This window comes from Asticcacaulis endophyticus (genome assembly GCF_014652575.1).
GTDB lineage: Bacteria > Pseudomonadota > Alphaproteobacteria > Caulobacterales > Caulobacteraceae > Asticcacaulis > Asticcacaulis endophyticus.
The window spans coordinates 312925-337084 of the sequence record NZ_BMZB01000004.1; the positions used below are offsets into that span (position 1 = coordinate 312925).

General features: G+C 54.6%; 28 protein-coding genes and 1 tRNA gene. 14 read left to right on the forward strand and 15 right to left on the reverse strand.

What is annotated here, in order from left to right; translation table 11 throughout:
• The first annotated feature begins 86 nt into the window (after positions 1-86).
• A complete protein-coding gene (locus IE102_RS14590) occupies positions 87-2273 on the forward strand; it encodes a sodium-translocating pyrophosphatase (protein ID WP_229807785.1) in 2187 nt (728 codons plus the stop codon).
• A 33-nt stretch (positions 2274-2306) separates the two neighbouring features.
• On the opposite strand, the gene IE102_RS14595 is transcribed toward IE102_RS14590, so the two are convergent.
• Together IE102_RS14595 and IE102_RS14600 are read right to left on the reverse strand one after the other, a co-directional pair.
• Positions 2307-2696, reverse strand: a complete 390-nt coding sequence (locus IE102_RS14595) for a winged helix-turn-helix transcriptional regulator (protein WP_189487934.1) — start codon at positions 2694-2696, stop codon at positions 2307-2309.
• A gap of 141 nt (positions 2697-2837) precedes the next feature.
• Positions 2838-3332 (reverse strand): outer membrane protein assembly factor BamE, encoded by a 495-nt coding sequence (locus IE102_RS14600; RefSeq protein WP_189487936.1) that lies wholly within the window; start codon positions 3330-3332, stop codon positions 2838-2840.
• A gap of 97 nt (positions 3333-3429) precedes the next feature.
• On the opposite strand from IE102_RS14600, the gene IE102_RS14605 reads away from it, so the two are divergent.
• From IE102_RS14605 to IE102_RS14635, 7 genes are all read left to right on the forward strand, one after another.
• Positions 3430-4005: a ubiquinol-cytochrome C chaperone family protein gene (locus tag IE102_RS14605; protein ID WP_189487938.1), complete on the forward strand. Its 576-nt coding sequence runs from the start codon at positions 3430-3432 to the stop codon at positions 4003-4005.
• Between the two features lie 82 nt (positions 4006-4087).
• The gene (locus IE102_RS14610) at positions 4088-4639 is read left to right on the forward strand and encodes a YceD family protein (RefSeq protein ID WP_189487940.1); all 552 of its coding nucleotides are present in this window, start codon (positions 4088-4090) and stop codon (positions 4637-4639) included.
• A 113-nt stretch (positions 4640-4752) separates the two neighbouring features.
• The gene (plsX, locus tag IE102_RS14615) at positions 4753-5907 is read left to right on the forward strand and encodes a phosphate acyltransferase PlsX (RefSeq protein WP_373295610.1); all 1155 of its coding nucleotides are present in this window, start codon (positions 4753-4755) and stop codon (positions 5905-5907) included.
• 2 nt (positions 5908-5909) lie between these two features.
• Positions 5910-6890 carry a beta-ketoacyl-ACP synthase III gene (locus tag IE102_RS14620; protein ID WP_189487942.1) on the forward strand — a complete coding sequence of 327 codons (981 nt, stop codon included), beginning with the start codon at positions 5910-5912 and terminating at the stop codon, positions 6888-6890.
• A gap of 159 nt (positions 6891-7049) precedes the next feature.
• Positions 7050-7367, forward strand: coding sequence for an integration host factor subunit alpha (locus tag IE102_RS14625; protein ID WP_189487943.1), 318 nt, complete (start codon positions 7050-7052; stop codon positions 7365-7367).
• Between the two features lie 6 nt (positions 7368-7373).
• Positions 7374-7835: a MerR family transcriptional regulator gene (locus tag IE102_RS14630; RefSeq protein WP_189487945.1), complete on the forward strand. Its 462-nt coding sequence runs from the start codon at positions 7374-7376 to the stop codon at positions 7833-7835.
• Between the two features lie 71 nt (positions 7836-7906).
• Positions 7907-7983, forward strand: a tRNA-Pro gene (locus IE102_RS14635).
• A 51-nt stretch (positions 7984-8034) separates the two neighbouring features.
• Here the strand turns inward: IE102_RS14635 and IE102_RS14640 are convergent.
• From IE102_RS14640 to IE102_RS14650, 3 genes are all read right to left on the reverse strand, one after another.
• Positions 8035-8883 (reverse strand): hypothetical protein, encoded by an 849-nt coding sequence (locus tag IE102_RS14640; protein WP_189487947.1) that lies wholly within the window; start codon positions 8881-8883, stop codon positions 8035-8037.
• Between the two features lie 153 nt (positions 8884-9036).
• A complete protein-coding gene (locus IE102_RS14645) occupies positions 9037-10833 on the reverse strand; it encodes an acyl-CoA dehydrogenase C-terminal domain-containing protein (protein ID WP_189487948.1) in 1797 nt (598 codons plus the stop codon).
• Positions 10834-10877: 44 nt separating this feature from the next.
• Positions 10878-11339: a MerR family transcriptional regulator gene (locus IE102_RS14650; protein WP_308429935.1), complete on the reverse strand. Its 462-nt coding sequence runs from the start codon at positions 11337-11339 to the stop codon at positions 10878-10880.
• A gap of 147 nt (positions 11340-11486) precedes the next feature.
• Between IE102_RS14650 and IE102_RS14655 the strand changes: the two genes are divergently transcribed.
• Positions 11487-13154, forward strand: coding sequence for a lysine--tRNA ligase (locus IE102_RS14655; RefSeq protein WP_189487949.1), 1668 nt, complete (start codon positions 11487-11489; stop codon positions 13152-13154).
• A gap of 91 nt (positions 13155-13245) precedes the next feature.
• On the opposite strand, the gene IE102_RS14660 is transcribed toward IE102_RS14655, so the two are convergent.
• The 4 genes from IE102_RS14660 to IE102_RS14675 all read right to left on the reverse strand — a co-directional run bounded on the left by IE102_RS14660 (position 13246) and on the right by IE102_RS14675 (position 15316).
• On the reverse strand, positions 13246-13881 hold the full coding sequence (locus IE102_RS14660; protein WP_189487950.1) for a S24 family peptidase: 636 nt from the start codon (positions 13879-13881) through the stop codon (positions 13246-13248).
• 48 nt (positions 13882-13929) lie between these two features.
• The gene (locus tag IE102_RS14665) at positions 13930-14382 is read right to left on the reverse strand and encodes a hypothetical protein (RefSeq protein ID WP_189487952.1); all 453 of its coding nucleotides are present in this window, start codon (positions 14380-14382) and stop codon (positions 13930-13932) included.
• 68 nt (positions 14383-14450) lie between these two features.
• Positions 14451-14858, reverse strand: a complete 408-nt coding sequence (locus tag IE102_RS14670) for a PaaI family thioesterase (protein WP_189487954.1) — start codon at positions 14856-14858, stop codon at positions 14451-14453.
• Positions 14855-15316 (reverse strand): PaaI family thioesterase, encoded by a 462-nt coding sequence (locus tag IE102_RS14675; RefSeq protein WP_189487957.1) that lies wholly within the window; start codon positions 15314-15316, stop codon positions 14855-14857. The genes IE102_RS14670 and IE102_RS14675 overlap by 4 nt, the downstream gene beginning before the upstream one ends.
• 165 nt (positions 15317-15481) lie before the next feature.
• Here IE102_RS14675 and queC point away from each other — a divergent pair, with 165 nt between their 5' ends.
• Together queC and queE are read left to right on the forward strand one after the other, a co-directional pair.
• Entirely contained in the window at positions 15482-16210 is a 729-nt protein-coding gene (gene queC / locus IE102_RS14680) for a 7-cyano-7-deazaguanine synthase QueC (RefSeq protein WP_189487972.1), read from the forward strand.
• Positions 16203-16850 carry a 7-carboxy-7-deazaguanine synthase gene (queE, locus tag IE102_RS14685; RefSeq protein WP_189488064.1) on the forward strand — a complete coding sequence of 216 codons (648 nt, stop codon included), beginning with the start codon at positions 16203-16205 and terminating at the stop codon, positions 16848-16850. Before queC ends, queE begins: the two co-directional genes overlap by 8 nt.
• Positions 16851-16853: 3 nt before the next feature.
• Here queE and IE102_RS14690 read toward each other — a convergent pair whose 3' ends face one another.
• From IE102_RS14690 to IE102_RS14710, 5 genes are all read right to left on the reverse strand, one after another.
• Positions 16854-17312 (reverse strand): COG3650 family protein, encoded by a 459-nt coding sequence (locus IE102_RS14690; protein ID WP_189487974.1) that lies wholly within the window; start codon positions 17310-17312, stop codon positions 16854-16856.
• Between the two features lie 3 nt (positions 17313-17315).
• Entirely contained in the window at positions 17316-17552 is a 237-nt protein-coding gene (locus IE102_RS14695) for an NF038104 family lipoprotein (protein ID WP_189487976.1), read from the reverse strand.
• Positions 17549-18247 carry a pirin family protein gene (locus tag IE102_RS14700; RefSeq protein WP_189487978.1) on the reverse strand — a complete coding sequence of 233 codons (699 nt, stop codon included), beginning with the start codon at positions 18245-18247 and terminating at the stop codon, positions 17549-17551. The genes IE102_RS14695 and IE102_RS14700 overlap by 4 nt, the downstream gene beginning before the upstream one ends.
• A 118-nt stretch (positions 18248-18365) precedes the next feature.
• Complete coding sequence (gene aroC, locus IE102_RS14705) at positions 18366-19466, reverse strand: chorismate synthase (protein WP_189487986.1); 1101 nt, start codon at positions 19464-19466, stop codon at positions 18366-18368.
• An 89-nt stretch (positions 19467-19555) separates the two neighbouring features.
• Entirely contained in the window at positions 19556-20299 is a 744-nt protein-coding gene (locus IE102_RS14710) for a DnaJ C-terminal domain-containing protein (protein ID WP_189487989.1), read from the reverse strand.
• A 114-nt stretch (positions 20300-20413) separates the two neighbouring features.
• Here IE102_RS14710 and pdxH point away from each other — a divergent pair, with 114 nt between their 5' ends.
• Positions 20414-21082: a pyridoxamine 5'-phosphate oxidase gene (gene pdxH, locus IE102_RS14715; protein ID WP_189487991.1), complete on the forward strand. Its 669-nt coding sequence runs from the start codon at positions 20414-20416 to the stop codon at positions 21080-21082.
• Here pdxH and IE102_RS14720 read toward each other — a convergent pair whose 3' ends face one another.
• The gene (locus IE102_RS14720; protein WP_189487993.1) at positions 21083-21697 is read right to left on the reverse strand and encodes an HAD family hydrolase; all 615 of its coding nucleotides are present in this window, start codon (positions 21695-21697) and stop codon (positions 21083-21085) included.
• A gap of 56 nt (positions 21698-21753) precedes the next feature.
• Between IE102_RS14720 and IE102_RS14725 the strand changes: the two genes are divergently transcribed.
• Positions 21754-23178, forward strand: coding sequence for a bifunctional aminoglycoside phosphotransferase/ATP-binding protein (locus IE102_RS14725; protein ID WP_189487995.1), 1425 nt, complete (start codon positions 21754-21756; stop codon positions 23176-23178).
• Positions 23179-23378: 200 nt separating this feature from the next.
• Entirely contained in the window at positions 23379-24152 is a 774-nt protein-coding gene (locus tag IE102_RS14730) for a DUF1499 domain-containing protein (protein ID WP_189487998.1), read from the forward strand.
• Positions 24153-24160: the final 8 nt, after the last annotated feature.

Below are 24160 nucleotides of genomic sequence, written 5' to 3' on the forward strand. Positions count from 1 at the left end.
GAACACTATCAAATGCCAATAAAGGCAAGCGAATCCCGATCCGTTTGCCGCTCATAATTAAAACAAGTGCAATACAGGGGTTATCAATGACAACAGAGTTGGTAAGCGTGGCTGGGCCAGACATAGGCGCCACTATTGGTCTGGTGCTGGCAACAGGTGTTGTGGCGTTGCTGTTCGGTGTGGTGCAGACCTTTGGGCTGATGAAAGCCGATCAGGGATCGCCCGCGATGAGGGCTATCGCGGCCGCCATTCAGGAAGGGGCTCAGGCCTATCTCAAGCGTCAATATACGACCATTGCCTTAGTCGGCGTGGTCATTTTTGTTTTGGCGTGGGTGTTTTTAAGCGATCTGGCGGCCATAGGGTTTCTGGTTGGTGCGGTTCTGTCCGGTGCGGCAGGCTTTGCTGGCATGTTAATATCGGTGCGCGCCAATGTCCGCACCGCTCAGGCTGCGTCGCAAAGCCTGCAAAAGGGGCTCGATCTGGCCTTTAGTGCCGGGGCTATTACGGGACTGTTCGTGGCGGGCGGTGCCCTTTTGGCGGTGACCGGATACTATGCCGTGTTGACCCTTGGTATCGGGCTTGACGGCACCAGTCGCGATGTCATCGATGCTCTGGTCGCCCTTGGATTTGGGGCGTCGCTGATTTCGATCTTTGCGCGGCTGGGCGGTGGCATCTTCACCAAGGGCGCGGATGTCGGCGGTGATATGGTCGGTAAGGTCGAGGCCGGTATTCCCGAAGATGACCCCAGAAATCCGGCCACCATTGCGGATAATGTTGGCGATAATGTCGGCGACTGCGCGGGTATGGCGGCGGATCTGTTTGAAACCTATGCCGTTACCGTCGTGGCAACGATGGTGCTGGCGGCCATATTCTTTGCGGGTACGCCGTGGGTTGATCGCATGATGGTGCTTCCGCTGGTCATCTGCGGGGCCTGTATACTGACGTCGATTGCCGGAACCTTCTTTGTGAAATTAGGCAAAGACAACAATATTATGAATGCCCTTTATAAGGGCTTGATCGTGACCGGCGTGCTGTCGGTAGCGGCACTGGCCGCGGTTGTGCATTATTTTATCGGCTTTGATACGCCCATTAATTATGCAGGCGCCCCTCAAGCCTTTACCGGAATGACGCTATTTTATTGCGGGCTTGTTGGGCTTGCGGTTACGGCGGGTTTCATTGTGGTGACAGAGTATTATACCGGCACCGGTAAGCGGCCTGTGGTGTCCATTGCTCAGGCTTCGGTCACCGGGCATGGCACCAATGTCATTCAGGGGCTGGCGGTGTCGATGGAATCAACGGCGATACCGGCGCTCATCATCGTCTTTGGGATTATCAGTTGTTATCTGCTGGCCGGACTGTTCGGCATTGCCATTGCCACGACCACTATGCTGGCCTTAGCGGGCATGATCGTGGCGCTCGATGCCTTTGGGCCGGTCACGGATAATGCGGGCGGAATCGCGGAGATGGCAGGGCTTGATAAGGATGTGCGCCACACGACCGATGCTCTGGATGCGGTTGGCAATACGACCAAGGCTGTCACCAAGGGCTATGCTATCGGCTCAGCCGGGTTGGGGGCGCTGGTTCTCTTTGCGGCTTACACGTCCGATCTGCAATATTTCAGCGCCAATGCGGCGCCGGGATCATTCTTTGAAGGGCTTGGTGAACTGACATTCTCTCTGTCCAGTCCCTGGGTGGTGATCGGTTTGCTGATCGGTGGGCTTTTGCCGTACCTGTTTGCTGGTATGGGCATGACGGCGGTCGGTCGTGCGGCGCAAAGCGTCGTAGAAGAGGTGCGGCGTCAGTTCAGGGAAAATCCGGGCATCATGCAGGGCACGGTTAAGCCCGACTACGGCCGGGCCGTGGATATGCTGACCAAGGCCGCGATTCGGGAAATGGTGATCCCGTCGCTTCTGCCGGTGTTGTCGCCGATCGTCCTGTTCTTCGTGGTTTATCACATCGGTGGAGCGGTTCCGGCTTTCGAAGCGTTAGGTGCCATGCTGCTTGGGGTTATCGTTACGGGCATATTTGTGGCCATTTCGATGACGTCGGGCGGCGGTGCCTGGGACAATGCTAAGAAATCGTTTGAAGATGGCTTTACAGATAAGGACGGTGTGAAGCATTTCAAGGGCTCCGAGGCCCATAAGGCATCGGTAACCGGCGATACGGTCGGTGACCCTTATAAGGATACGTCCGGCCCGGCCATTAACCCGATGATCAAGATCACCAATATTGTGGCCTTGCTCATGCTGGCGGTTTTGGCGCACGCAGGCTGAAATTGAAAAGGCTCCGCTTTGGCGGGGCCTTTTTTACTTGGCTGATTCAGTCGGCTGGTCCTCGGCAACATTATCGAAACGCTTGCGCGCGTTCAGGACTTCGTTGCGCGTATTGATAGCCCAGGCCCATAACGTATTCACGGGCTGGATCAGCGACAGGCCTAATGGCGTAAGTTCGTAATCGGCAAAGCCATGGCGGTGACTGTTGTGGACGATAAAGCCATCGCGTTCCAGGGCGCGCAGCACTAGTGACAGCATACGTTGAGATATCCCCTCGACTTCGCGCTTAAGCTCGCTGAAGCGTTTGGGACGATCTTTGAGTGTCAGGATTATATGGAGGCTCCAGCGATCGCCCAGTCGGTCAAGCAGGTCTCGCAATGCCACACAATCGTGGGTTTCCGGCATCTCAGTCAATCGCGCCATCTATGCGGCCTCCTACTCGGTACGCAACAATAAGGCGCACAGCTATGTTCTCATACGTTGAGGACGTAAAGCTGGATTGCTTGTAAGTTGTTTTTATTGCCTATTCGTCGGAAGCAGACCCGTTTCAGGCGGAAACGCGACCTATTCGCGACGACGCTGACCGCCGGGATTGGAATCTTCCTCGTTCGTAATGGTCTGACGACCGACGTTGCCGAGGATTTGCTCAAGCGCCGTCAGTTCGCGGCCACGGGTAGGGGTCTTGGCCTGATTGAAATCGACGGCGCGTCCATCAGCCAGCGTCAGGGTTTTGACTTCCTTGACGACCTGCGAGGATTTGTCGAATTCAATAACCGTTACCTTACGGTTGGTCACTTCCGACTTTTTGTAGGTCATTTTGCGCGAGGTCTGGTCGATATAGTACCAGATGCCGGGTTCAAACGATGCTGTCAGAGATGGCGACCCCAGTTTAGTGCGCACTGAGGTTTGGGTATCTTCGCCGACCTTGATGTCCTTAGAGGGGTCAACATCGGACACCAGATACCCCTGACGGGATATCGTAGGCGCGCAGGCCGTCAATGTACCGGCCATAATTCCGGCAAGGGCAACAAAAGGAATGAGGCGTTTGAACGTAATCATGGATACCCGTGTTGAACCTGTTTGACCTTGCGGCGCTTAAAGTTTAGGTCTTTCGACCACCAGTCCTTATATCGAAATCTTACGGCAAACCATACTCATGTTGCAAAAACTTTTGGCAGTGTTCGCAAATTTCAAGCCCCGGCCTGCCGTCGTCGTCGGTCAGATTCTGTATGGGCAATGTGTGTCGCAATCAAGGCAGGTGCCTTTTTATGTTGAATACGGCGTTAAGGACGAAATCAGCGCCCGGTTTGAGCTGTTGTGCCTGCATGTGATTCTAGCTTTGCAAACACTGAAGCTGCCTGTATCCGATCCCCACCATGAACAGGCTAAAGAAACCGCTCAGGCGCTGTTTGATTCTCTGCTGCGCGGACTTGATGATACCATGCGCGAGCAGGGCGTCGGTGACCTTAGCGTGGCTAAAAAGATGAAGGCATTGGGCAAGGTTGTTTATGCCCGCATCAAGGGGTGGGATGATCTGCTAGAGTCGGGGGCTTCTTTGGAGCACATGACTGATTATATTTTACGTACAGTCTATGCGGATGATGAGGCGGTCGCGGGCACGGCTCCTGCTGCAAAGGCTGAAGATTTGGCCGAATATGTCGATAGGGCTCGAAAAACCCTGTCGTTATCAGACCTGTTGCATGGTAAAAGTGTGTGGCCAGCCTTAAGCTGACCATACTTAAGCTGAGACGAATAACGAACCTGTATAAACCCTGGGGATGATTTCCAATAAGCCAGGTGCGTGGAGTATGAATATGGCGGATGTCCACCCTGAAAATGATGATCTTTTATGGAGCCACCCGGTTGCCTTTGACAAGGCATTCGCAGGGTTAGATCTTAGTCTTGAGGCTGATGAAGCGCGGCGGGCCCGCATACAGGCGGCTTTCGGTATGATTGAGCTGATCAGCCTTACGGTCAATGCGCACACGCATGGTAAGCCATCACATGACCAGACCGAAACTGTGCACATCCGTGTCGAGCTGTCCGGTGAGGTGACGCAGGAGTGCGGGGCGACGCTTGAGCCCTTTACTCATGCGATTTCGTCCAGACTTGAGGTCGATTGTGTCAAGGCTGAAACCTATTCCAAGTCTGCGCAGGCAACCGGCGAGCAGGAATTGTCCGCCGATGATCTGGATGAGCCTGATCTTATCGGAAATGGCCGTATAGACCTCGGACTTTATATCATTGAGGCGCTGGGTGAAGCTTATGATCCGTTTGCCCGCAAGCCGGGCGCGGTATTTGAAGAGCCTGAAGTCGAGGCCGAACCCTCGCCTTTTGCCGCCTTGTCGCGCCTCAAGTTCGATTAAGCGAATCTGATGAGTGAAGTTGCGCTTGCATAGTTTTGTATGCACGCTAGTTTGCACCGATTTTTGAACGCGCATATGCGTGTTCGCACCATACTGATGGGGTCTCTGGTCCTTTGACAAGCAAGTCTGACACAATAGCGACCACCTCAAACGAGAAACTGGTCATTGCCATTGACGCGATGGGGGGGGATCATGGCCCGCGTGTCACGGTTCCGGGGGTGGCACAAGCCCTGAAACGCGAAGCTGGAACGCATAATCTCCACTTTCTGCTGCACGGCGATGAAGCGCAAATCCGACCTGAGTTGGAGCGTCACCCTGAGCTTAAGGCCGTGGCCACCATCGTTCACACGGACCAATCCATTGCCATGGATGAAAAGCCCGCTCAGGCTATCCGTCGCAAAGGCACGAGCCTGTTTAACGCCATCACCTCGGTTAAAACCAAAGAGGCGCGCGCCATAGTCTCGGCCGGTAATACCGGTGCCCTGATGGCCATGTCGCGCATGATTCTAAAGATGGTGGCCGAAGATTTGGAGCGTCCCGCCATTGCCTGCGGGTGGCCCAACAGCGGCGGCATGGGCACGGTTCTGGATGTCGGGGCCAATGTCACCTCTGACGCGCACCAGCTTATTGAGTTTGCCATCATGGGTGCGGCCTTTCACCGGGCGGTTCGAGGCGTGCAAAACCCGAAAATTGGCATTCTCAACGTCGGCTCAGAAGACGTGAAGGGCCACGAAGAGGTACGCGAAGCCCACCGCCTTTTGCGTGAAGGCGGTTTTGGTCTGAACTATTATGGCTTTGTCGAAGGCGATGACCTGTTTAGCGGTAAGGTTGATGTGGTCGTAACTGACGGCTTTACCGGCAATATTGCTCTGAAAACCGCCGAAGGTGCGGCGCGGTTTATCAAAAGCCTGTTACGGGATGCGTTTAAGTCATCACCTTTTGCCATGTTTGGGGCGCTGCTGGCATCATCCGCACTTAAGGTCATGGCCAAGCGGGTCGATCCGGGCGCATCCAACGGCGGGCCGTTGCTGGGCCTGAAAGGGATCGTGATCAAAAGCCATGGCGGGGCGGAGGCCTGGGCATTTTCAAATGCGGTAAGCGTTGCTGTGTCTTTGGCGGCCTCATCCTATGAAGATGATATCAAGACGGCTCTGGCTCATCTGTCTGAGGCCATGCCACCTGTACCCGACCCAGCGTCGGCAACGGGCAAACACAAGGTCGTCGCACCGGAAGCCGGTCTGGCGGTTGAAGGGACAAAAGTTTCGTGAATATGCGTATTTTGAGAACGGCCGTCACTGGCGTTGGCGGCTATCTGCCGGAACATATCCTGACCAATAACGATTTCGCCCGCATGGTTGATACGTCCGATGCGTGGATACGTGAGCGTACCGGCATTACCCAGCGCCATAAGGCTGCCGAGAATCAGGTCACCAGCGATCTGGCCGTCGAAGCGGCGAAGGTCGCGTTAGAAGCTGCGGGTAGGTCTGCGGATCAGATTGACCTGATCATCGTTGCGACCACGACACCCGACATGACATTTCCATCAACGGCATCGGTGGTTCAGCGTAAACTAGGCGTGCCTGCAGGGGCGGCATTTGACGTGCAGGCCGTATGTTCTGGATTTGTCTACGCCTTAAGTGTCGCCGATGGTTTTGTGGCGCGTGGCCTGTCTAAGTGTGCGCTGGTCATCGGTGCCGAAGTCATGAGCCGTATTATTGACTATACCGATCGTGGCACCTGTATTCTGTTTGGAGATGGTGCTGGCGCGGTGATACTGGAGCCGGTCGAAGGCGAGGGGACGCCGCAGGATCGCGGAATTTTGGGCTTCGATTTGCAATGCGACGGTACGAAAACGGATTTGCTATATGTCGATGGCGGGGTTTTCGATTCTGACTTCCGGGCGGGCAAGATCCGTATGCAGGGCAATCAGGTCTTTAAGCACGCGGTCCATAAAATCTCTCAGGCCGTAGAATCTGCGGTTCAAAAATCGAATATCTCCATAGCCGAAATTGACTGGTTCATCCCCCATCAGGCCAATCAGCGCATCCTCAAGGGCGTGGCGGATCGGCTTGGTCTTGATGAGCATAAGGTGATTTCGACGGTGGCCACCCATGCCAATACCTCAGCCGCGTCTATTCCGCTGGCGTGGTGGGAAGGTGTACGCGATGGCCGCGTGAAGCCCGGTGATCTGGTGCTGATCGAGGCCTTGGGCGGTGGATTGACGTGGGCGGCGGCGGCGATCCGGCTCTGAGACCGGTAAAATCGTGCTTCTCTCATGTTTTTGATCATCCGTCCTTTATAAGCCTTTGACGGCATGCAGAATTTGCGTAATGTAAGGTCTTGAGCCTTTATGGTTATCGACTGACATTCGGGTTCGCTCTATGCTCACCCTCTGGCGGGATTTAAACGCATGAAAAATCAAACTCTGACACGCGCAGAACTTTTTGAAGACGTACATAACGAACTTGGCCTTCCGCGTCAGGAATGTGCTTCGATAGTTGAACGCACACTCGATCTGGTGATTGAGTCTCTTGAAAAGGGCGAAACCGTCAAATTGTCCGGCTTTGGCGTGTTTCAGGTTCGCGACAAAAATGCGCGCGTTGGGCGTAACCCAAAGACTGGCAAATCGGCACCTATCGATCCGCGCCGGGTGATCAGCTTTCGGGCATCGCAAATCATGAAGGCGCGTGTGGACGCCGGGGCCGCGAAAGCCCTGTCGGGGAAATAAGCCACAGTGTCGACGACTAAAGGCCCTCACGCATTTCGCACCATCTCTGAGACGGCTGACGCCCTTGGGGTGCAGCAGCATGTTCTGCGGTTTTGGGAGACGAAGTTTACCTTTGTGCGCCCGACCAAACGTGCCGGTGGCCGTCGGTTCTATCGTCCACAGGATATAGTGCTGCTTCAAGGTATTAAGGCGCTGCTGCATGATCGGGGTTACACCATTCGTGGGGTGCAAAAGCTCTATAAGGATCAAGGGCAAAAAGCGATTCTGGCCGCGGCTGGCGACGATTTCGCCGATTATCCGGTGGATCACTCCGAAACTGAATCAGGTGCTGTTTCGTCGGCAGGCCCTGTCGGGCACGAAATGCATGCGCAAGGCCTGCTGACCGAGGCGTCGCGCGCCGAGCTAAGCCGGGTTTTAGCAGGGCTTGAGGCGGCGAAGGCGGGTCTTGCGGCTGTGCTGGGGAAATAATTCCGCACCCACAGAAATTGTTATTAAAGGGATTGCGGTATCGGGTTTGTCTCTCTATAAGCCGCAGTCTTCGGAGCGTGGCGCAGCCTGGTAGCGCACTTGACTGGGGGTCAAGGGGTCGCAGGTTCGAATCCTGTCGCTCCGACCATTTTAAAAGGCCGCTCTATCAAGAGCGGCCTTTTACTGTTTATGGGTAATATTATCGTGGCCGATAGGGCTTTTCGGCTTCACCGTCTTTAGCTGGAATAACCCACTGCGTTTTCCGCTTAGGGTTGGCTTCGTTAGTCGGGGGCGTATCCATGGCTGGCGCTGTATAAAGCACGGTGTAGGGTTGTGGTGCCGCAGGCAGGGCGACTACTTCAGGGCTGGTGGACGCCTCAGCCGTGGCTTTCTGAGTTGGCTGTGGCGCGGGCTCCAGAGCGGTGACGGACATCACCATGATTTGCGGGCCGGTGGCTTCCGTAGGTGCCGGTGAGGCTTCGGCGATATAGGGGCGCGGACCTGACGGCGTTTGCGTTATAAAGGCCATCTTGGCTTCAAACTCAGGCGTCAGAGAGACAATCTTATTGGCGGTCAGGCTGCTGGAGCAGATGCGCGTCGTGATGTCTTCGGGACGTTCAAACGCGACGTCAGTTTCCGATTGCAGATGGTAGTACGGGTCCTGCTTACACACCGTTTTGCTGGTGGAGACGCGGGCGGCATCCAATGCCAGAATGCGGAAAAAATTATACTGATCAACATTGTCAGACGCTAAGGCCAGGATCGCGATATCAGGCACATAGTTGATACGGGCCGTATCAAAGCCATCAAAAGTATCGAGTTCATCAACGATCTTCAGCGCAGCCTTATACTGGCGCTGACTGATCAGGGTGCGCGCTTTTTTGACCAGAACATCGTCGTAGGTAATCGAAGGGTTATTATGCAACCGGTATTCAGGCGACGCCAGAAACTGACGAGCATCCGCTGCGGTCTGAGCCAGCGCGTGCGTTGATGCCCCAAGACATAAAGCCACACATACACCAACGCCGGTTTTAACCGGTAACTTCATAATGCCCTCCTGAAAAACACCCTATAGCCGCTTAAGGCGGGACTATTTCGTGCGTTGCAATAGTTAACGCAGGGTGTTCGGGTTTGTTAACCCTTTTTTCAGGTGGTGATACCCGGTTTACGGGTTTGTGATGCGTAAATGTCCCTAAATCGGCTAAAACTGATCATCAGCCAAGGCCATCAGGGCCTCTGAACCGCTTTTCAGTTTCAACAGATGCGAATCGGCTTCGGGCAAGACGCGCTCAAGGAAGACACGTCCGACCTTGAGTTTGGTGTCATAATAGGGATCATCAGAGCCCGCATCGATCTCTATTTGGGCGGCCTCAGCCATCATGGCCCACATGTAGTTGAGGCAGGTCAGGCCGAACAGGCACAGATAATCCATTGAGGCGGCCGCGGCTTTATCAGGATTGGTCATGCCGTTTTGCATCAGCCACATGGTGGCGTCCTGTAGCTTAGCCTTGGTGGTTTTCAGGGCGGTGACAAATTCGGGGGCTTTGCCGGTTTTTGGGCCGTTTTCATGCTCGGCGACATAGGCGTCGATTTCGGCAAAGAAACTCATTATAGAGCGTCCGCCTTTGGACGGCAGTTTGCGTCCGACCAGATCAAGCGCCTGAATACCGTTGGTGCCTTCGTAGATCAGGGTGATGCGGACATCGCGCATATATTGTGAGGCCGGGAAGTGCTCCGTAAAGCCGGACCCGCCGTGTACCTGCATGGAATCTTGCGTAACCTTCAGGCCTTTTTCGGTCAGATAGCCCTTAACCACCGGTGTGAGTAGTGCCATGTAGTCGCTGGCTTTTTCACGGGTTTTTTCATCCTCGGCGGCGTGAGCCAGATCAGCCTGCAAAGCCACCCAGGCGATAAAGGCGCGACCCGATTCAAGAATACTGCGGCTTTCCAGCAGCATCCGCCGCACATCCGGGTGAACCAATATGCTGTCAGCCGGTTTGTCCGGCGATTTCGGCCCGGTCAGGGCGCGGCCTTGCAGACGATCCTTGGCGAATTCAGCGGCGGCGACGTAAGATGCATGACCGATAGCCAGCCCCTGCAGGCCCACGCCTAAACGGGCGTTGTTCATCATGTAGAACATGATTTTCAGGCCCTCATGCAGGTTGCCAAGCAACCAGCCCGTCGCCTCTTCATAGACCATCACGCAGGTCGAGTTACCGTGAATGCCCATCTTATGCTCTAACCCGGCGCAGTGCAGGCTATTGCGTTCACCCGGATTGCCGTCCGCATCGGGGATAAACTTGGGCACCAGAAACAGCGAGATACCCTTGACGCCTTCGGGGGCGCCTTCGGCGCGGGCCAATACCAGATGGCAAATATTACCCGTGAAATCATGTTCACCGGCGCTGATCCAGATTTTCTGGCCGGTGATGGCGTAGGAGCCATCGCCCTTGTCCTTGGCCTTCGTGCGCAAAAGGCCCAGATCCGTGCCGCAATGGGGTTCGGTCAGGTTCATGGTGCCTGACCATTCGCCGGAGATCAACTTGGGCAGGTAAAGGGCTTTCTGCGCGTCCGTGCCACCGGCGGTAAGGGCGGCAATAGCACCTTCGGTCAGGCCGGGATACATGGCAAAGGCCGAACTGGCGCCCGTAAGAAACTCCGAAAAAGCCATGTTGACGAAATGGGGCAAGCCTTGACCGCCATAGTCGGGCGATCCGGAAAGCGATGTCCAGCCGGCTTCGATCAGGGCCTGATAAGCTTCCTTATAGCCATCAGGGGCAGTGACGCTGTGATCGGCATTGAGGACGCAGCCTTGTTTATCGCCGGGGCCATTGAGCGGGGCAATCACATCCTGCGCGAACTTGGCCGCCTCATCGAGGATTTGCATAACGGTATCAAGGCTGGCGTCCCCAAATCCCGCCAGATTAGTGAGGCCATCAATTTTGAAGACCTTATCGAACAGAAACTGATAGTCGCGTACGGGTGCTGTGTAAGCCATGATCGCCTGCCTGTCGTAGCGCGGACCTTGTGTCGGCCGCGGAGTTATTTGTTTTCGAGTTTTTTCAATTCATCTTCCATCCACGCACAGCCGTTTTGCATATCGTGAATGGCGCCTTCCAGATCTTCGCGCTGGCGCTTGAGGTTTTCGATCTGGGTGCGATATTTGGAAAGGGTCGCTCTGATCTGCTGGGCGCCGCGATCCTTGGGCGTGTAGAGATCGAGAATTTCATGAATTTCAACAAGGGAAAAGCCCAGTCTCTTGCCGCGCAGGATGAGCTGAAGGCGGGCCCGGTCACGCGCGGAATATATGCGGGTCTGGCCTTTGCGCTCAGGCGAGATCAGGCCTTTGTCCTCATAAAATCTAAGGGCGCGGGCGGTGACATCAAATTCCTTCGACAACTGGCGAATGGAATAGGTGCGGGGCTTTTCACCGGTATCAAGGGTATGCGGCGTTTCCATCGGTCTTTTGTTTACATTGACGTTAACGTCAAGATGTATGCCCATTTTTCAGAGCCGTCAAGATGATCACAAAGCTTTGTTGCCGCCGGGTCAATGGCGGGGCAAACGGGATTGCGTCATTAGTATTTGACGCCTGTGTGCGGGCGGCTTAAAGCCAAGACCCGTTTTTGTTTATGGAATAAACTTAAGATTATGTCCCAACCGTTATCGATCCTCGCACACGCGGGCCGCGCATGGCCCTTTGAACAAGCCAGGGCCACCCTGATGCGTGTTCTTAAGATGCGTCTGAAGGATGCCGGGGATCAGAAACGGGCGCTGGAACTCATTCAGGCGGGTAAAACCGATGAAGCCCTCAAAGCCTATGAGGGCTTGGGGCGTGCGGTCATATTTGAAACGGGTTACGGGCCATCGGGGTTGCCGCATATTGGCACCTTTGGCGAAGTGGCGCGCACGACCATGGTGCGTCAGGCCTTTGAAGCCCTGACCGATGGCGCATGGCACACGCGGCTGATTGCATTCTCAGACGATATGGATGGCCTGCGTAAGGTGCCGGACGGTATCCCGAACCCTGAGATTTTGCGCGAAGACCTCAATAAGCCCCTGACCGTGGTGCGTGATCCGTTCGGCACTCACCCCAGCTTTGGGGCGCATAACAATGCCCGTTTGCGCGCCTTCCTTGACGGCTTCGGTTTTGAGTACGAGTTTATGTCCTCAACCGACTGCTATAAAGGCGGGATGTTCGACGAAAAGCTGCTGCTGGCGCTGGAGCGTTTTGACCGGATTCAGGCGGTCATGCTGCCGACGCTTGGCCCTGATCGTCGGGCGACCTATAGCTGTTTCCTGCCTGTGTCGCCTAAGACCGGCAATGTGCTGCAAGTGCCAACCTTAGAGCGCAATGTGTCCAAGGGTACGATTGTGTTTGAAGAAGATGGTGAGCGGTTTGAAATTCCGGTCACCGGCGGCCATGTCAAAATGCAGTGGAAGCCCGACTGGGCCATGCGCTGGGCTGCTCTTGGGGTCGACTACGAAATGGCCGGTAAAGACCTGATCGACTCGGTTAAGGTCTCATCGCAGATATGCAAGGTTCTGGACGGTGTGCCGCCCGAAGGGTTCAATTACGAACTGTTTTTGGATGAGGCCGGCCAGAAGATTTCCAAGTCCAAAGGCAACGGTCTGACCATGGAAGACTGGTTGCGTTATGGCGCGCCGGAATCTCTGGCCTATTACATGTTCCAGTCGCCCAAGTCGGCCAAGAAGCTTTATTTTGACGTCATTCCACGCGCGACGGACGAGTATTTGCAGCAGCTAGAAGCCTACCCAAAGCAAGAGGCCGAAAAGCAGATTGAAAATCCGGTCTGGTTTGTTCATCGCCGTGAAGTGCCGCAAAAGGCCATGCCGGTGACCTTTGGGCTGATGCTCAATCTGGTGTCGGCGGCCAATGCGTCAGACAAGGAAACGCTGTGGGGGTTCCTGCGGGCCTATATCCCCGGTGCGACACCGGAATCTGAGCCGTTGCTGGATCGTCTGGCGGGCTATGCGCTCAACTATTTTGAGGACTTCGTAAAGCCAGCCAAAACTTTCCGTTTGCCGGATGAAAAAGAGCTGGCGGCCTTGAAGGATTTGCGGGCGCGGTTTGCGGCCCTTGATCCTGAAACTCGCGACGCGGAGATCATTCAAGGCCTCGTCTTCGAAGTCGGAAAAGCGCACGAATTCGAGCCTTTGCGGGCATGGTTTCAGGCGTTGTATGAAGTACTTTTGGGGCAATCCCAAGGGCCGCGCTTTGGGTCGTTTGTCGCTATTTTCGGGTTAGAGCGCACCATCGCCTTGCTGGATCAGGGCATTAACGGCGAGTTGGTATAGAGGCAGGGTGTTTGCGTCGTGTCCGCGGGCCCCAGGTTCAGGGTTAAGGCATATTTTTGCGCTACCGCCTTGCTATTTGAGCGCTCCCCCCTTACTGGCTGGCCCAGACGATGCGGGCGATCCAGATGATTTGGGATCGCTCGATCGTCCGGTTGGGGAAGCTTGGGTTCAGGGAGCGGAGTTCTACGGACAGGCTGGTTTCTCTGACCAGTTCCTTGGCCATAACTTCGCCCTCAATGGTTTTCACGACGACCCGGTCGCCGCGCCGCAAGGATGAACCGGCATGAGGGTCGACCAGAATACGATCCCCGTCACGATATAGCGGCAGCATGGAATCGCCTGAGATTTCGAGCGCATAAAGGCCGGTGTGGTCTTCTGGAAAATTGATTTCATCCCAGCCCTGACCCAAGGGGTAGCCCAGATCATCAAACAGGCCGTCGCTTCCGGCCTGTGCCATGCCAATGAGCGGGATGCCCTGACCTTTGGAGCGCCCTTCGGCCAATAGCGCAAATTCCGAGAACTTAATACCTGTGGCGCTCAGGAGCTTCGACAGGCTCTCGGTAGATGGCCAGCGCGGTCGCGGCGGTTGCTCGGTCGACAGGCGTTTGGATTTATTGAAGCTGGTTGGGTCAAGACCGGCCATGCGCGCAAGGCCAGAGGGTGTTGTCATCATCCTTTCGGCGAGGGCGTCAATGGCCGCCCAGATATGTGCGTGTGACAATGACATCGGTAACCTCAATATGCCGATTTTAGTTTTGAGGTTAGGAATGTCAACCTAAATATGGGAATTTTGTCTCTTAATCGCGATTTTGATGCGAATGGCGGACAAAGTTCCTATCAGTAAGGCCGTAAGCACACCGTACCCCGAAGCGGCCCTGACGGTGTAATAAGCCCATTGACTGGCCGCGGAATTGGCTGGTGCCGATGGGTTGGCGTAGGCGATATGCAGGGTCACGATGATGGCCTGGCAAAAGCAGGCCCAGACGGGCCAGGGGTGCGCAGATTTCCAGGACAACATTATAAAGGCTATCAGACATATAACGTCCAGTGTGATGAGCGTGTAACTTAATCCCGCAGGAAAAAACTGCTGTGTGACCAGAACCAGACCGCAAGCCGGAAGATATATGGCGCCTCCGGTTCGCTCTTTGTTTGAGCCAAAACCAATCGCCAGACAGCATACCGCCAAGATGATAATCGTTCCTAAACGTGCTGAAAAAGTTTCCGGCATCGTGTCCCCCTTCACGAATGGCTAAGTTCATCCCGATTCTGGGCATAAGCGCCATATTCAGGCGTGATTTACCCCTTTAATAAAAAATGACTTTGCAGAGTGGCGATAGGCATCTCCTTATTGTCTTGCCAGGCAATGACGTCGACATTGGCAATGGTGCGGCCCACCCGGTTCAGTCGCGCACGGGCAAACGTATCCATAGCCTTGCCGCTGCGCAGATACTGCACGCTGACATTGATGGGCTTTGGCATGTGCGTGAAGTTTTCGCTGAACGCCAGTTGCGCCATTGCCGTAATTTCCATGAAGGCACCAATCACACCGCCGTGCAGGGCGGGTAAAACAGGATTGCCAATCAGCCGATCTTCATAGGGCAGTTTTAGCGTCAGCTCGTTTCCGGCCAGTTCCATCTTAACGCCTAAAAATCGGGCGAAAGGTATCTGTTCCAGTATGTTTTCAGGCAGTTCGCGATGGCTCATGATCTCTGCCCATTAGGGGAGTTAGACGTGATGACAAAGGCAGCCTGAGCGGCGGCCACCGGATCATCTATGGTCTCATCATAGGCAAAGGCGCGCACGAACCCCATGGTGCGCGTCAGTTTGTAGCACTTAGCGGTTACGATCATATCCTTACCCGGTTTGGCTGAACGCATGTAGTCGATGCGCAGGTCCAGCGTGGCTATGGGTTTAAATTCATTGAGGCTGTCCCAGACGGCCATGCCGCAGCCATGATCCAGTATGGCCGTTAAGGCACCACCGGCCAGAACGCCCGATTCGGGATCACCGATGAGATCAGCACGATAGGGCAGGCCCATACTGACCCCATCGGACGATTTACCAGCATAATAAGCGCCCAAAGCCCGCATATAGGGCGTGCTATCCACTATGCTGGCGAACATATCTGAAAATGATGAGGGTTGATCTTCCTGTGGGGGCATGGGCTGACCTGGAATGAGCCAATAGGCGTTTATATGAATTCTGAGCGATGTTGACGTTAAGGTCAAACATAAGCGCGCTTGATTTGATAAAAAGACTTGCCAAACCCGATCTGGCGGCTGTTAAAGGCCGATCGTGTCATATGTATCCATGAAGGTAAAAAGGGTATGTCTCAGGAACTGGAAAGCATTGCCGCTGATCAATCGGCCTTAGTCCTGTTTTCCGGCGGTCAGGACTCAACGGCCTGTCTGGCGTGGGCGCTCACTCATTTCGAGCGGGTTGAGACGATCGGTTTCGATTACGGGCAGCGTCACGACATCGAAATGACGACCCGGCTGAATGTTCTTAATAAAATCCGTGATGTTTTCCCGGCGGCCAGTCGTTTGGGGGAAGACCATGTGGTCGACCTGAAAGGCTTCGGAGCCGTGGCGGAATCATCGCTGACGCGGGTACAGGAAATCAAGATGTCTGCGCGCGGCTTGCCCAATTCATTCGTACCGGGACGCAATCTGGTGTTCTTTGTCTATGCCGCCGCTGTGGCGGACCGACGCGGGATTGACCATCTGGTCGGGGGCATGTGTGAGACGGATTTTTCAGGTTATCCGGATTGCCGCAAGGATACGCTGGAGGCTATGGAAAATGTGCTCAACCTTGGGATTGAGCGGCCTTACCGGATTGATACGCCGCTGATGTACCTCACCAAGGCGCAGACCTGGGCCATGACGCATGATCTGGGCGGGGATGTTCTTGTCGATCTGGTGCTGGAAGAAACTCATACCTGCTATCTGGGGGAGCGTGGTGAGCGTCACGCTTGGGGCTATGGTTGCGGCACCTGTCCAGCGTGTGAATTGCGGGCGACGGGCTTTGAGCAATGGCGATCCGGCGAACATGTATAGTTTCAAGGAAATATTCCTGACGCTACAGGGCGAGGGCGGTCAGGCTGGGCGGGTGGCGGTGTTTGCGCGCTTTGCTGGCTGCAACCTGTGGAGCGGCCGTGAAGAGGATCGCCATAAGGCGTTGTGCAATTTTTGCGATACCGATTTCATAGGTACTGATGGCGAGGGCGGCGGTAAATTTACAACCGCGGCTGATGTTGTCGAGGCGCTGGACCGGTTTTGGGGGGATTTGCCACGGTTGGAGAAGTCCGTGGTTTTCACGGGCGGGGAGCCGCTGCTGCAAATGGATGCGGCCTTGATTTCGGCTGTAAAATCCGCAGGATATTTTATTGCGGTGGAATCTAACGGTACGATCGCCGCACCAACTGGCATCGACTGGCTGTGCATAAGTCCCAAGGCGCAAAATGCCCTGAAGCAAACGTCAGGGCAGGAACTGAAACTGGTTTACCCGCAGGCGGGCGTCGATCCGGAAGATTTTTCGGGGTTAGATTTTGAGCGCTTTTACCTGCAACCCAAGGATAATCTTGGGGCCGATAAGACTGAGCAAATGGCCAATACGCAGGCTGTGATCGAGTACTGTCTGAAACATCCCCAGTGGCGGCTTAGCCTTCAAACCCATAAAATGACGGGTATCAGGTAGTTTTTAAGGCCGATCTGCTTGCAGGTCAGACGTTGGTGCCGCACAACCCTGCATGATCTTGCCCTTATAGGTGACCTGAGCGGTCAAAGGGTAGGCGCGGTCGCTCATGCCATCCGAGCAGGTTGTTGCGGTCAAGGTCATCGTCAGTTCATCATGGCGCAGTTCGGCCGTGTCCGCCATGGCCGTGAAGGGGGCGGCGGATAGAGTGATGTCGGCTTCATCGGGACGTTTAAAAACAATACCCGAAGGGGAGGCTGTGACGCTCCAAAACGGTTCGGTACCGAGAAGGGTCAATGGCTGATCAAGGTCGACGCCATTAAGGCTATGGGCCGGCAGCGCGCTGACCTTAGCGGGTGCTGAGGCCGGTTCGGAATTGTCTTCCGCAGGCGCGGTGTCGGTACTGGCGGGCGAGCAGGCGGTCAAACATATGAGTGCGATGGCTAAGTAACCCATATGCTGCATGGCCTAATCCTCGTCTTTGTCTTTTTTCTTTTTGTCTTTTTTCTCGTCGTCGCCATCAGGGATAGCGGCACCAACGACCGCGCCGGTGGTTTTGACGGCAGCGCCCGTAACCCCTACCGCCGTGCCGACCACAGCGCCCGTTACCGCAACGGCGACACAGCCCTGAAGCGACAGGGCTGTGCCAACTAAGAGAATGAAACCCGCAGGTTTCAGGACTGGTTTAATCCCAAGTTCTATCATTGAGCGTCCATCAAAAGGATTTCCGCATCCTCCAGAGCTTCAATCGTAAGAATGGCTTCATCCTTGATTGCAGCGCCATCACGCGGGCCAAGTTCAAGTCCGTTTAACTTAACACGTCCGTGTGCCAATACCAGATAGATATGTCGCCCGGCTTCGGTCGCGTAGGTTTCGGTTTGACCTTTGAGCAGGGTGGCCCCCAGCAAGCGGGCTGGGGTTTGAATTTTCAACGTATCGGTATCAGTGTCAAAACCAGACGCCAGAGTTACGAACTTACCCGACCGGTCGCCTTTGGGGAACGGCTTGGCACCCCAGCGCGGGGCAATGCCGCGTTTATCCGGCATGACCCAGATCTGGAAAATCTCAGTGGTTTCCGGCTCCAGATTGTACTCCGCATGACGAATACCCGTGCCGGCCGACATTACTTGCACATCGCCAGCTTCGGTGCGGCCGGTGTTGCCAAGATTGTCCTGATGGGTAATAGCGCCCTTTCGGACATAGGTGATGATTTCCATATCACTATGGGGATGAGGCGGGAAACCTGATTTGGAATCAATGACATCATCATTCCAGACACGGATTGACCCCCAACCCATATTATTCGGATCATGATAGCTTGCGAATGAAAAGTGATGGCGCGTATCGAGCCAGCCGTGGTTTTCTTGAAAGAGTTTTTCAAAGGGGCGGTGCTGTATCATGGTAATCTCCTTAAGGGCTTTGGAGCCCTTCATCGATTGAAGTTGTCACCAATATAGCGATATCGTTCGTCCCTAAAAGACATGCAATTTCGTATGCCGTGTTGCAAAATATGCAACTCTAGCCAACGCTAAAAACACCACCGCCGGTTTGCCCGCGGTGCCGAAGCCAGGCATCCAGCAGTGTACAGGCCATCATGGCCTCGGCCACCGGCACGGCGCGGATGCCGACGCAGGGGTCGTGGCGGCCCTTGGTGCGGATATCGACCTCATGCCCGTCTATGTCGATTGATTTGCGTTCGGTCAGGATCGAGGAGGTCGGCTTAAGGGCTATGCGGGCAATGATGGTCTGACCCGAAGATATGCCGCCCAGTATGCCGCCCGCGTGGTTGGATAGAAACTCCGGCTGCCCGTCATGGATACGCATCTCATCAGCATTGTCTTCGCCCGAAAGCGTGGCTGCGTTAAAGCCTTCGCCGATTTCCACCCCTTTGACGGCGTTGATTGACATCAGATTGGCCGCCAGATCGGAGTCGAGTTTGCCGTAAATAGGTGCGCCCCAGCCGGCGGGTACGCCCTCGGCCTGAACTTCGACCACCGCGCCGATGCTGGAGCCAGCTTTACGGATGTCATCGAGGTAATCCTCGAACGCTTTGACCGTTGAGGGATCGGGGGAAAAGAACGGGTTTTGATCGACCTGAGCCCAGTCCCACTGGTCGCGGTTGATCTTATGGACGCCCAACTGCACCAGAGCGGCGCGGATTTTTATGTCAGCAAATTGAGTTTGCAAGACCTTAAGGGCAACCGCACCAGCGGCAACGCGGGCGGCGGTTTCGCGGGCTGACGACCGGCCGCCGCCACGGTAGTCGCGGATGCCGTATTTGGCAAAATAGGTATAATCAGCATGACCGGGCCGGAACTGCTTAGCGATGTCGCCATAATCTTTTGAGCGCTGATCAGTGTTTTCGATCATGATCGAAATCGGTGTGCCTGTAGTCTTGCCTTCAAACACGCCTGACAGGATTTTGGCTTCGTCAGCTTCGCGACGCTGGGTCACAAAGCGCGACCCGCCGGGTTTGCGTCGATCCAGTGCCCATTGCAGGTCAGCCTCGGTGAGTGAGACGCCGGGAGGGCATCCGTCGATGACACAGCCCAAGGCCGGACCATGGCTTTCGCCCCAGGTAGTGACACGGTAAAGGTGGCCAAAGCTATTGTGCGACATGGTATCCGGGGCTCACGATAAAGGTGGCACGATAAGGTGGCTTTCGCTTAAACCAGATTGATTTGACGTGCAAATTTTAATCGTGAGGGTTAACCCCACTGCGCGTTGAAACGGGTCAAAAGGTTGGCCGCATTAAAGCCCGGAACCTCTTTTTCGGTGAGCCGTAAATGCAGGTCTCCGGCTTTGAAATCCGCTCTGGCGGGAAGTCCCGCACCTGCCAGTTTTAGACTGGAGCCGCTCTTAACCGGGCCTTGAAGGGTTATGGACCGCGTGCCGTCCGGCGTTTCAACCATAGTTTGACCGCCATTTTTCAAAATATCAGGCGTGACATCAACCGTCATCCATATGTCATTACCGGCGATAGTAATGCGCTCATCCAGAATGATTTTAATTTGAAAGTTATGTGTATGGGCGGGCTGACTCTGAGCCGGACACAATTGGCCATCCTTAAGTTCTAAAACCTCATCGTGTCGCAGGCCTTTGGGCAGGCATAAGGATACGTGCCGCAGGTGGCTTAGGGACTGAACGGTCTGATCCTGTTCGATGATGTCAAGGGTAACCGGAATTTCGCAAACGATCTCACCACCATGGATAGCTTGATGGGGTGTGATAACTAAATCTGTTATAGCGGGGCTATGGTGGGCGACTGATGCGGGCGCAGACTGCTGAAGCAATATGTCGCGCGCCATGATCATCAGGCGCAGCAGAGCATCCGATGTCGGATTGATATCCGGGTGAACATCTTTTACACGACCGCGAAACGCCGCTTTGATGCGGGCCTCATCGATGGGATCGCAAAGCCCCAGAATTTTGAGCGCATCGGTTCTGTTCATTCTGAAAAGAGCCACTAAATTTGGATTAGCCAGTTTTAGGCAACGGGTCTAAGACACACCAAAAGCGTCAAAATGCGGTTAATGCACCGTTAGCTATATGTAATGGAGATGGTCATGGCATCTGAGCTGATTCCACATAGTCCTACGGAAGACGAATATAAAGCCGCCCACGAAGCCAATGCGGTTGAGATCGATCTCAATGTGGCCGAGCCCTTTGATCTGTTTGCCGAGTGGCTCAAAGAAGCGGGTAAAAAGGAACCGAACGATCCCAACGCCGTAGCGGTCGCAACCGTTGATGAAGATGGCTTGCCGGACGTGCGCATGGTGCTGCTCAAAGATTTTGACGCCCAAGGTTTTGTTTTCTACACCAACACCCATAGCGCCAAGGGGCAGCAGCTTGATCAGGCGGGCAAGGCAGCCTTGCTGTTTCACTGGAAATCCCTACGCCGACAGGTGCGGATTCGCGGGCTGGTTAGCCGCGTATCGGATGCCGAAGCTGACGCCTATTTCCACAGTCGGGCGCGGGCGTCTCAGATTGGTGCCTGGGCGTCGGACCAATCCCGCCCTATGGCGGATCGGTTTGCGCTCGAAAAACGAGTTGCGGAACTGACGCTGAAGTTTGGTGTCGGGCCCATTCCACGGCCACCGCACTGGACCGGCTACCGCGTGGCGCCTTTGACCATGGAGTTCTGGCGCGATAAGCCCTTTCGTCTGCATGAACGTGTTCAGTTTAATCGTCAGACAGTCTCGGATAGCTGGGATAAGGCGCGGCTTTTCCCCTGATCACCAGGTTGTGGGGTCTGGCTGGTAATAGGGTCTGATATCGATGACCTTCATTGTGGCGCTTCGGGCGGCCTCTATGCCTTCGTCAGTATCTTCGAAGGCCTGAATATGTTCCGGGCGGATTTTGAGGTTTTCGGCAGCGGCCAGGTATAGGTCGGGATGGGGTTTGCCCTTGCCCGTATCCTCTATGGTGACGACGGTTTCGAACCGGTCTAACAGTCCTATGGCCTTAAGGGAGGCTGTCACCATAGACCTCTGGCCACCGGATGCGACGCCCAGCGGATATGTGCCATGAAAGCGGTGGACGAGTTCGGTTGTAACTGTAATCGGCCGAACAGAGTCAATGTGCGTCAGGAACAATTCGGCGGTGCGTTTGGCGATATAAGCATCATCCAGACGCATTTTGTAATGAGCTTCTAATTCAGTCACGAGTTGATACCGCGACAAGCCCAGTCTGGCGCCGTAAAAACCGGTTTCAAAATTTATATTGTAAATCTCAAGCGCCTCTTTAAAAGCGCGGTAATGAGCGGGGAAGGTGTCGGCCAAAGTACCGTCACAATCAAAAATCAGGGCTTTGATCCCGGCGTCGGGGTGAAACTGAAGCGCTTTATGCATGTGTTCTATATGAATTCAGGCCTGCTCTGGGTCAATTCGGCTGTGGGTAAAAAGATATGACAGATGCCAATTCTTCACCGGACGCCGTGATCGCCAAGCTGTCTGCCGGAGCTGACAAGGTTATAGCGACATCCTGTGCTGTGGTGGTTTTAAAGGACGATCAGGCGTTTAAAATCAAAAAATCCGTAGACTATGGTTTTTTGAATTTCACTTCACAACCCCGACGGCGTGAGGCTTTGGAGCGAGAGCTTAAGTTTAATCAGCGCACGGCCGCGGATGTTTATCGTGAGGTGATTGAGGTGGATGGCGAAGCGGTTCTGGTCATGCGCCGCTTTGATCAGTCTATGGTGCTGGCTGAGCAAAGCCTGAGCGATCCTGACTGGTCGCCGAATATCGATCTGATGCAGACGCTTGGTGAGGTGATTGCCGACTTTCATGCGGGCTCCGAGGTCTGCCGTGACCCGTCCCACGCGGCCAACATCAAATATGTGATCGACTCAAACCGCAGCAATATTGACGTATTTCGCCAGCATTTAGGCGCGGCGCGGGTTGAGGATTACGATCAGCGCATATCGCAAGCCTATGAGCAGGTAAAATCGGTTGTTCAGGACCGTTTCGATGAGGGTTTTGTGCGTCGCTGCCACGGTGATCTGCATCTGGGCAACATATTCGTTGAGATGGATCGGCCGGTTCTGTTTGACTGCATCGAATTTAATGAGCGGTTGAGCCAGATTGATGTGCTGTACGATCTGGCGTTTTTGTTGATGGATCTGTGGGTGAGGGGCCATAAACAGGCCGCGAACCGCGTCATGAATGCTTACATGGATAAGGCCGCGCGAAATGAAGCGGATGATGGCCGCCTGTATAGCGGCTTAAAGTTATTGCCACTCTATATGTCGGTACGGGCGGGGGTGCGTTGTCATGTCAATGCGCATTACGGCGATCTTGAGCAAGCTTCGGTCTATCTTGACGCGGCGATGGCGTTCCTGGAAATGGACAAGGCCGGTCTAATGGCCGTTGGTGGCTTATCGGGTTCGGGAAAAACGACCTATGCCCGACGTATCGCGGACAGTAAGGGGCGATCACCCGGTGCCGTCATTCTACGCAGCGACGAGATTCGCAAGCGTTTGTGGGACTGGCCGTCCTTTGAACGCTTGCCTGCTGAGGCTTACACGCATGAGGAAACTGACAAGGTTTATAGTCACATAAAGCGCCTTGCCGGTATTGTACTGGCGTCCGGGCAATCTGTAATCTTAGATGCAACGTTCAGAGATCTGTCGCCGCGGGAGGCTATGGAGGCACTGGCCGAGACAACGAGTGTTCACTTTGAAGGCATATGGTTGGATTTGTCGCGCGAAGAACGGGTGCGGCGGGTCGCGGTTCGATCAAATGATGCGTCTGACGCCACAGAAGCGGTGGCTGATTCCCAAGCTGAGGTGAAGGATTTGTCATCGAAATGGACGCGTATTGAGGCGATTTGACTTGGTGGGAGCTTAGACACAAAAAGTTCAATTTCTATTTTGGTTCAAAGCGTTAAAGTACTGTTCTGGTGAAATTATATCTATTCGCGCCCTGTTGGATTCGCCGTCACGATGTATGGCAATGACGTCACAGCGCGTCCCAATAAGGTCAAGGCTGTGCCTTTGAAGCGCGGCAATTTAAAAGGGTAGGGTGCGTAATCGTGTTGGAAACCAATTCGCAAAAGCGCAAGCGTGGCCTCAGTCTGGCCTTTGTGGCTTTGCTGGTGAGCTTGTCTGCGCCGCTTGTTCTGGGTGCGGCCATATTTGGAAGTAAGGTCGAATATCTTGATTACGACACAAGCTTTACCCTCCTGACCTTAAACTGGGCGCCTAAGCTGGCGACGATAAGTCTGGTTTTTGCTCTGATTGCCTTGCTGGTATCATTGTTTATGGCCCCGAAGCGAACCGGGCCTTTTGCTTTGGCTGCGGTCATCATATCAGGCAGTGTTCTGGGCGGATTTTATGTCTATGAACGCAAGCTGAAATCGGCCCCACCCATATACGATGTCGCAACTGACTGGCAGCGTCCGCTGACTTTTTCCGAAAAGCTGATTAAGGATCGCGGGCCTGATGCTCATCCGATCGAAGATAATCCGCGTGTCGCAAAAGGCAGTTCGTTTGAATGGGATCTGAAACCGGTTGCCGATGTGAATGCTGCGACCTGTTCTGGCGCGCAACCCGTGAGAAATGCGAACATCACTGCCGATAAGGTAGCCGCTAGCCTGATGCACGAAGGTTACATGATTTTTGGCCGCTCACCCTGGCGGATTGAGGCGGTTTACCGCGATCCCATCTATGGTTTTAAGTCTGATATAGTGGTTCGTATTGATCCGGATAAAACCGATGTGCGTTCGGTCAGCCGGCATGAGTTATCCGACCTAGGTGGAAATTGTACGCGGGTAATGCGTGTGGTTGAAATTCTGAAAGCCATGTAGCTGATTTC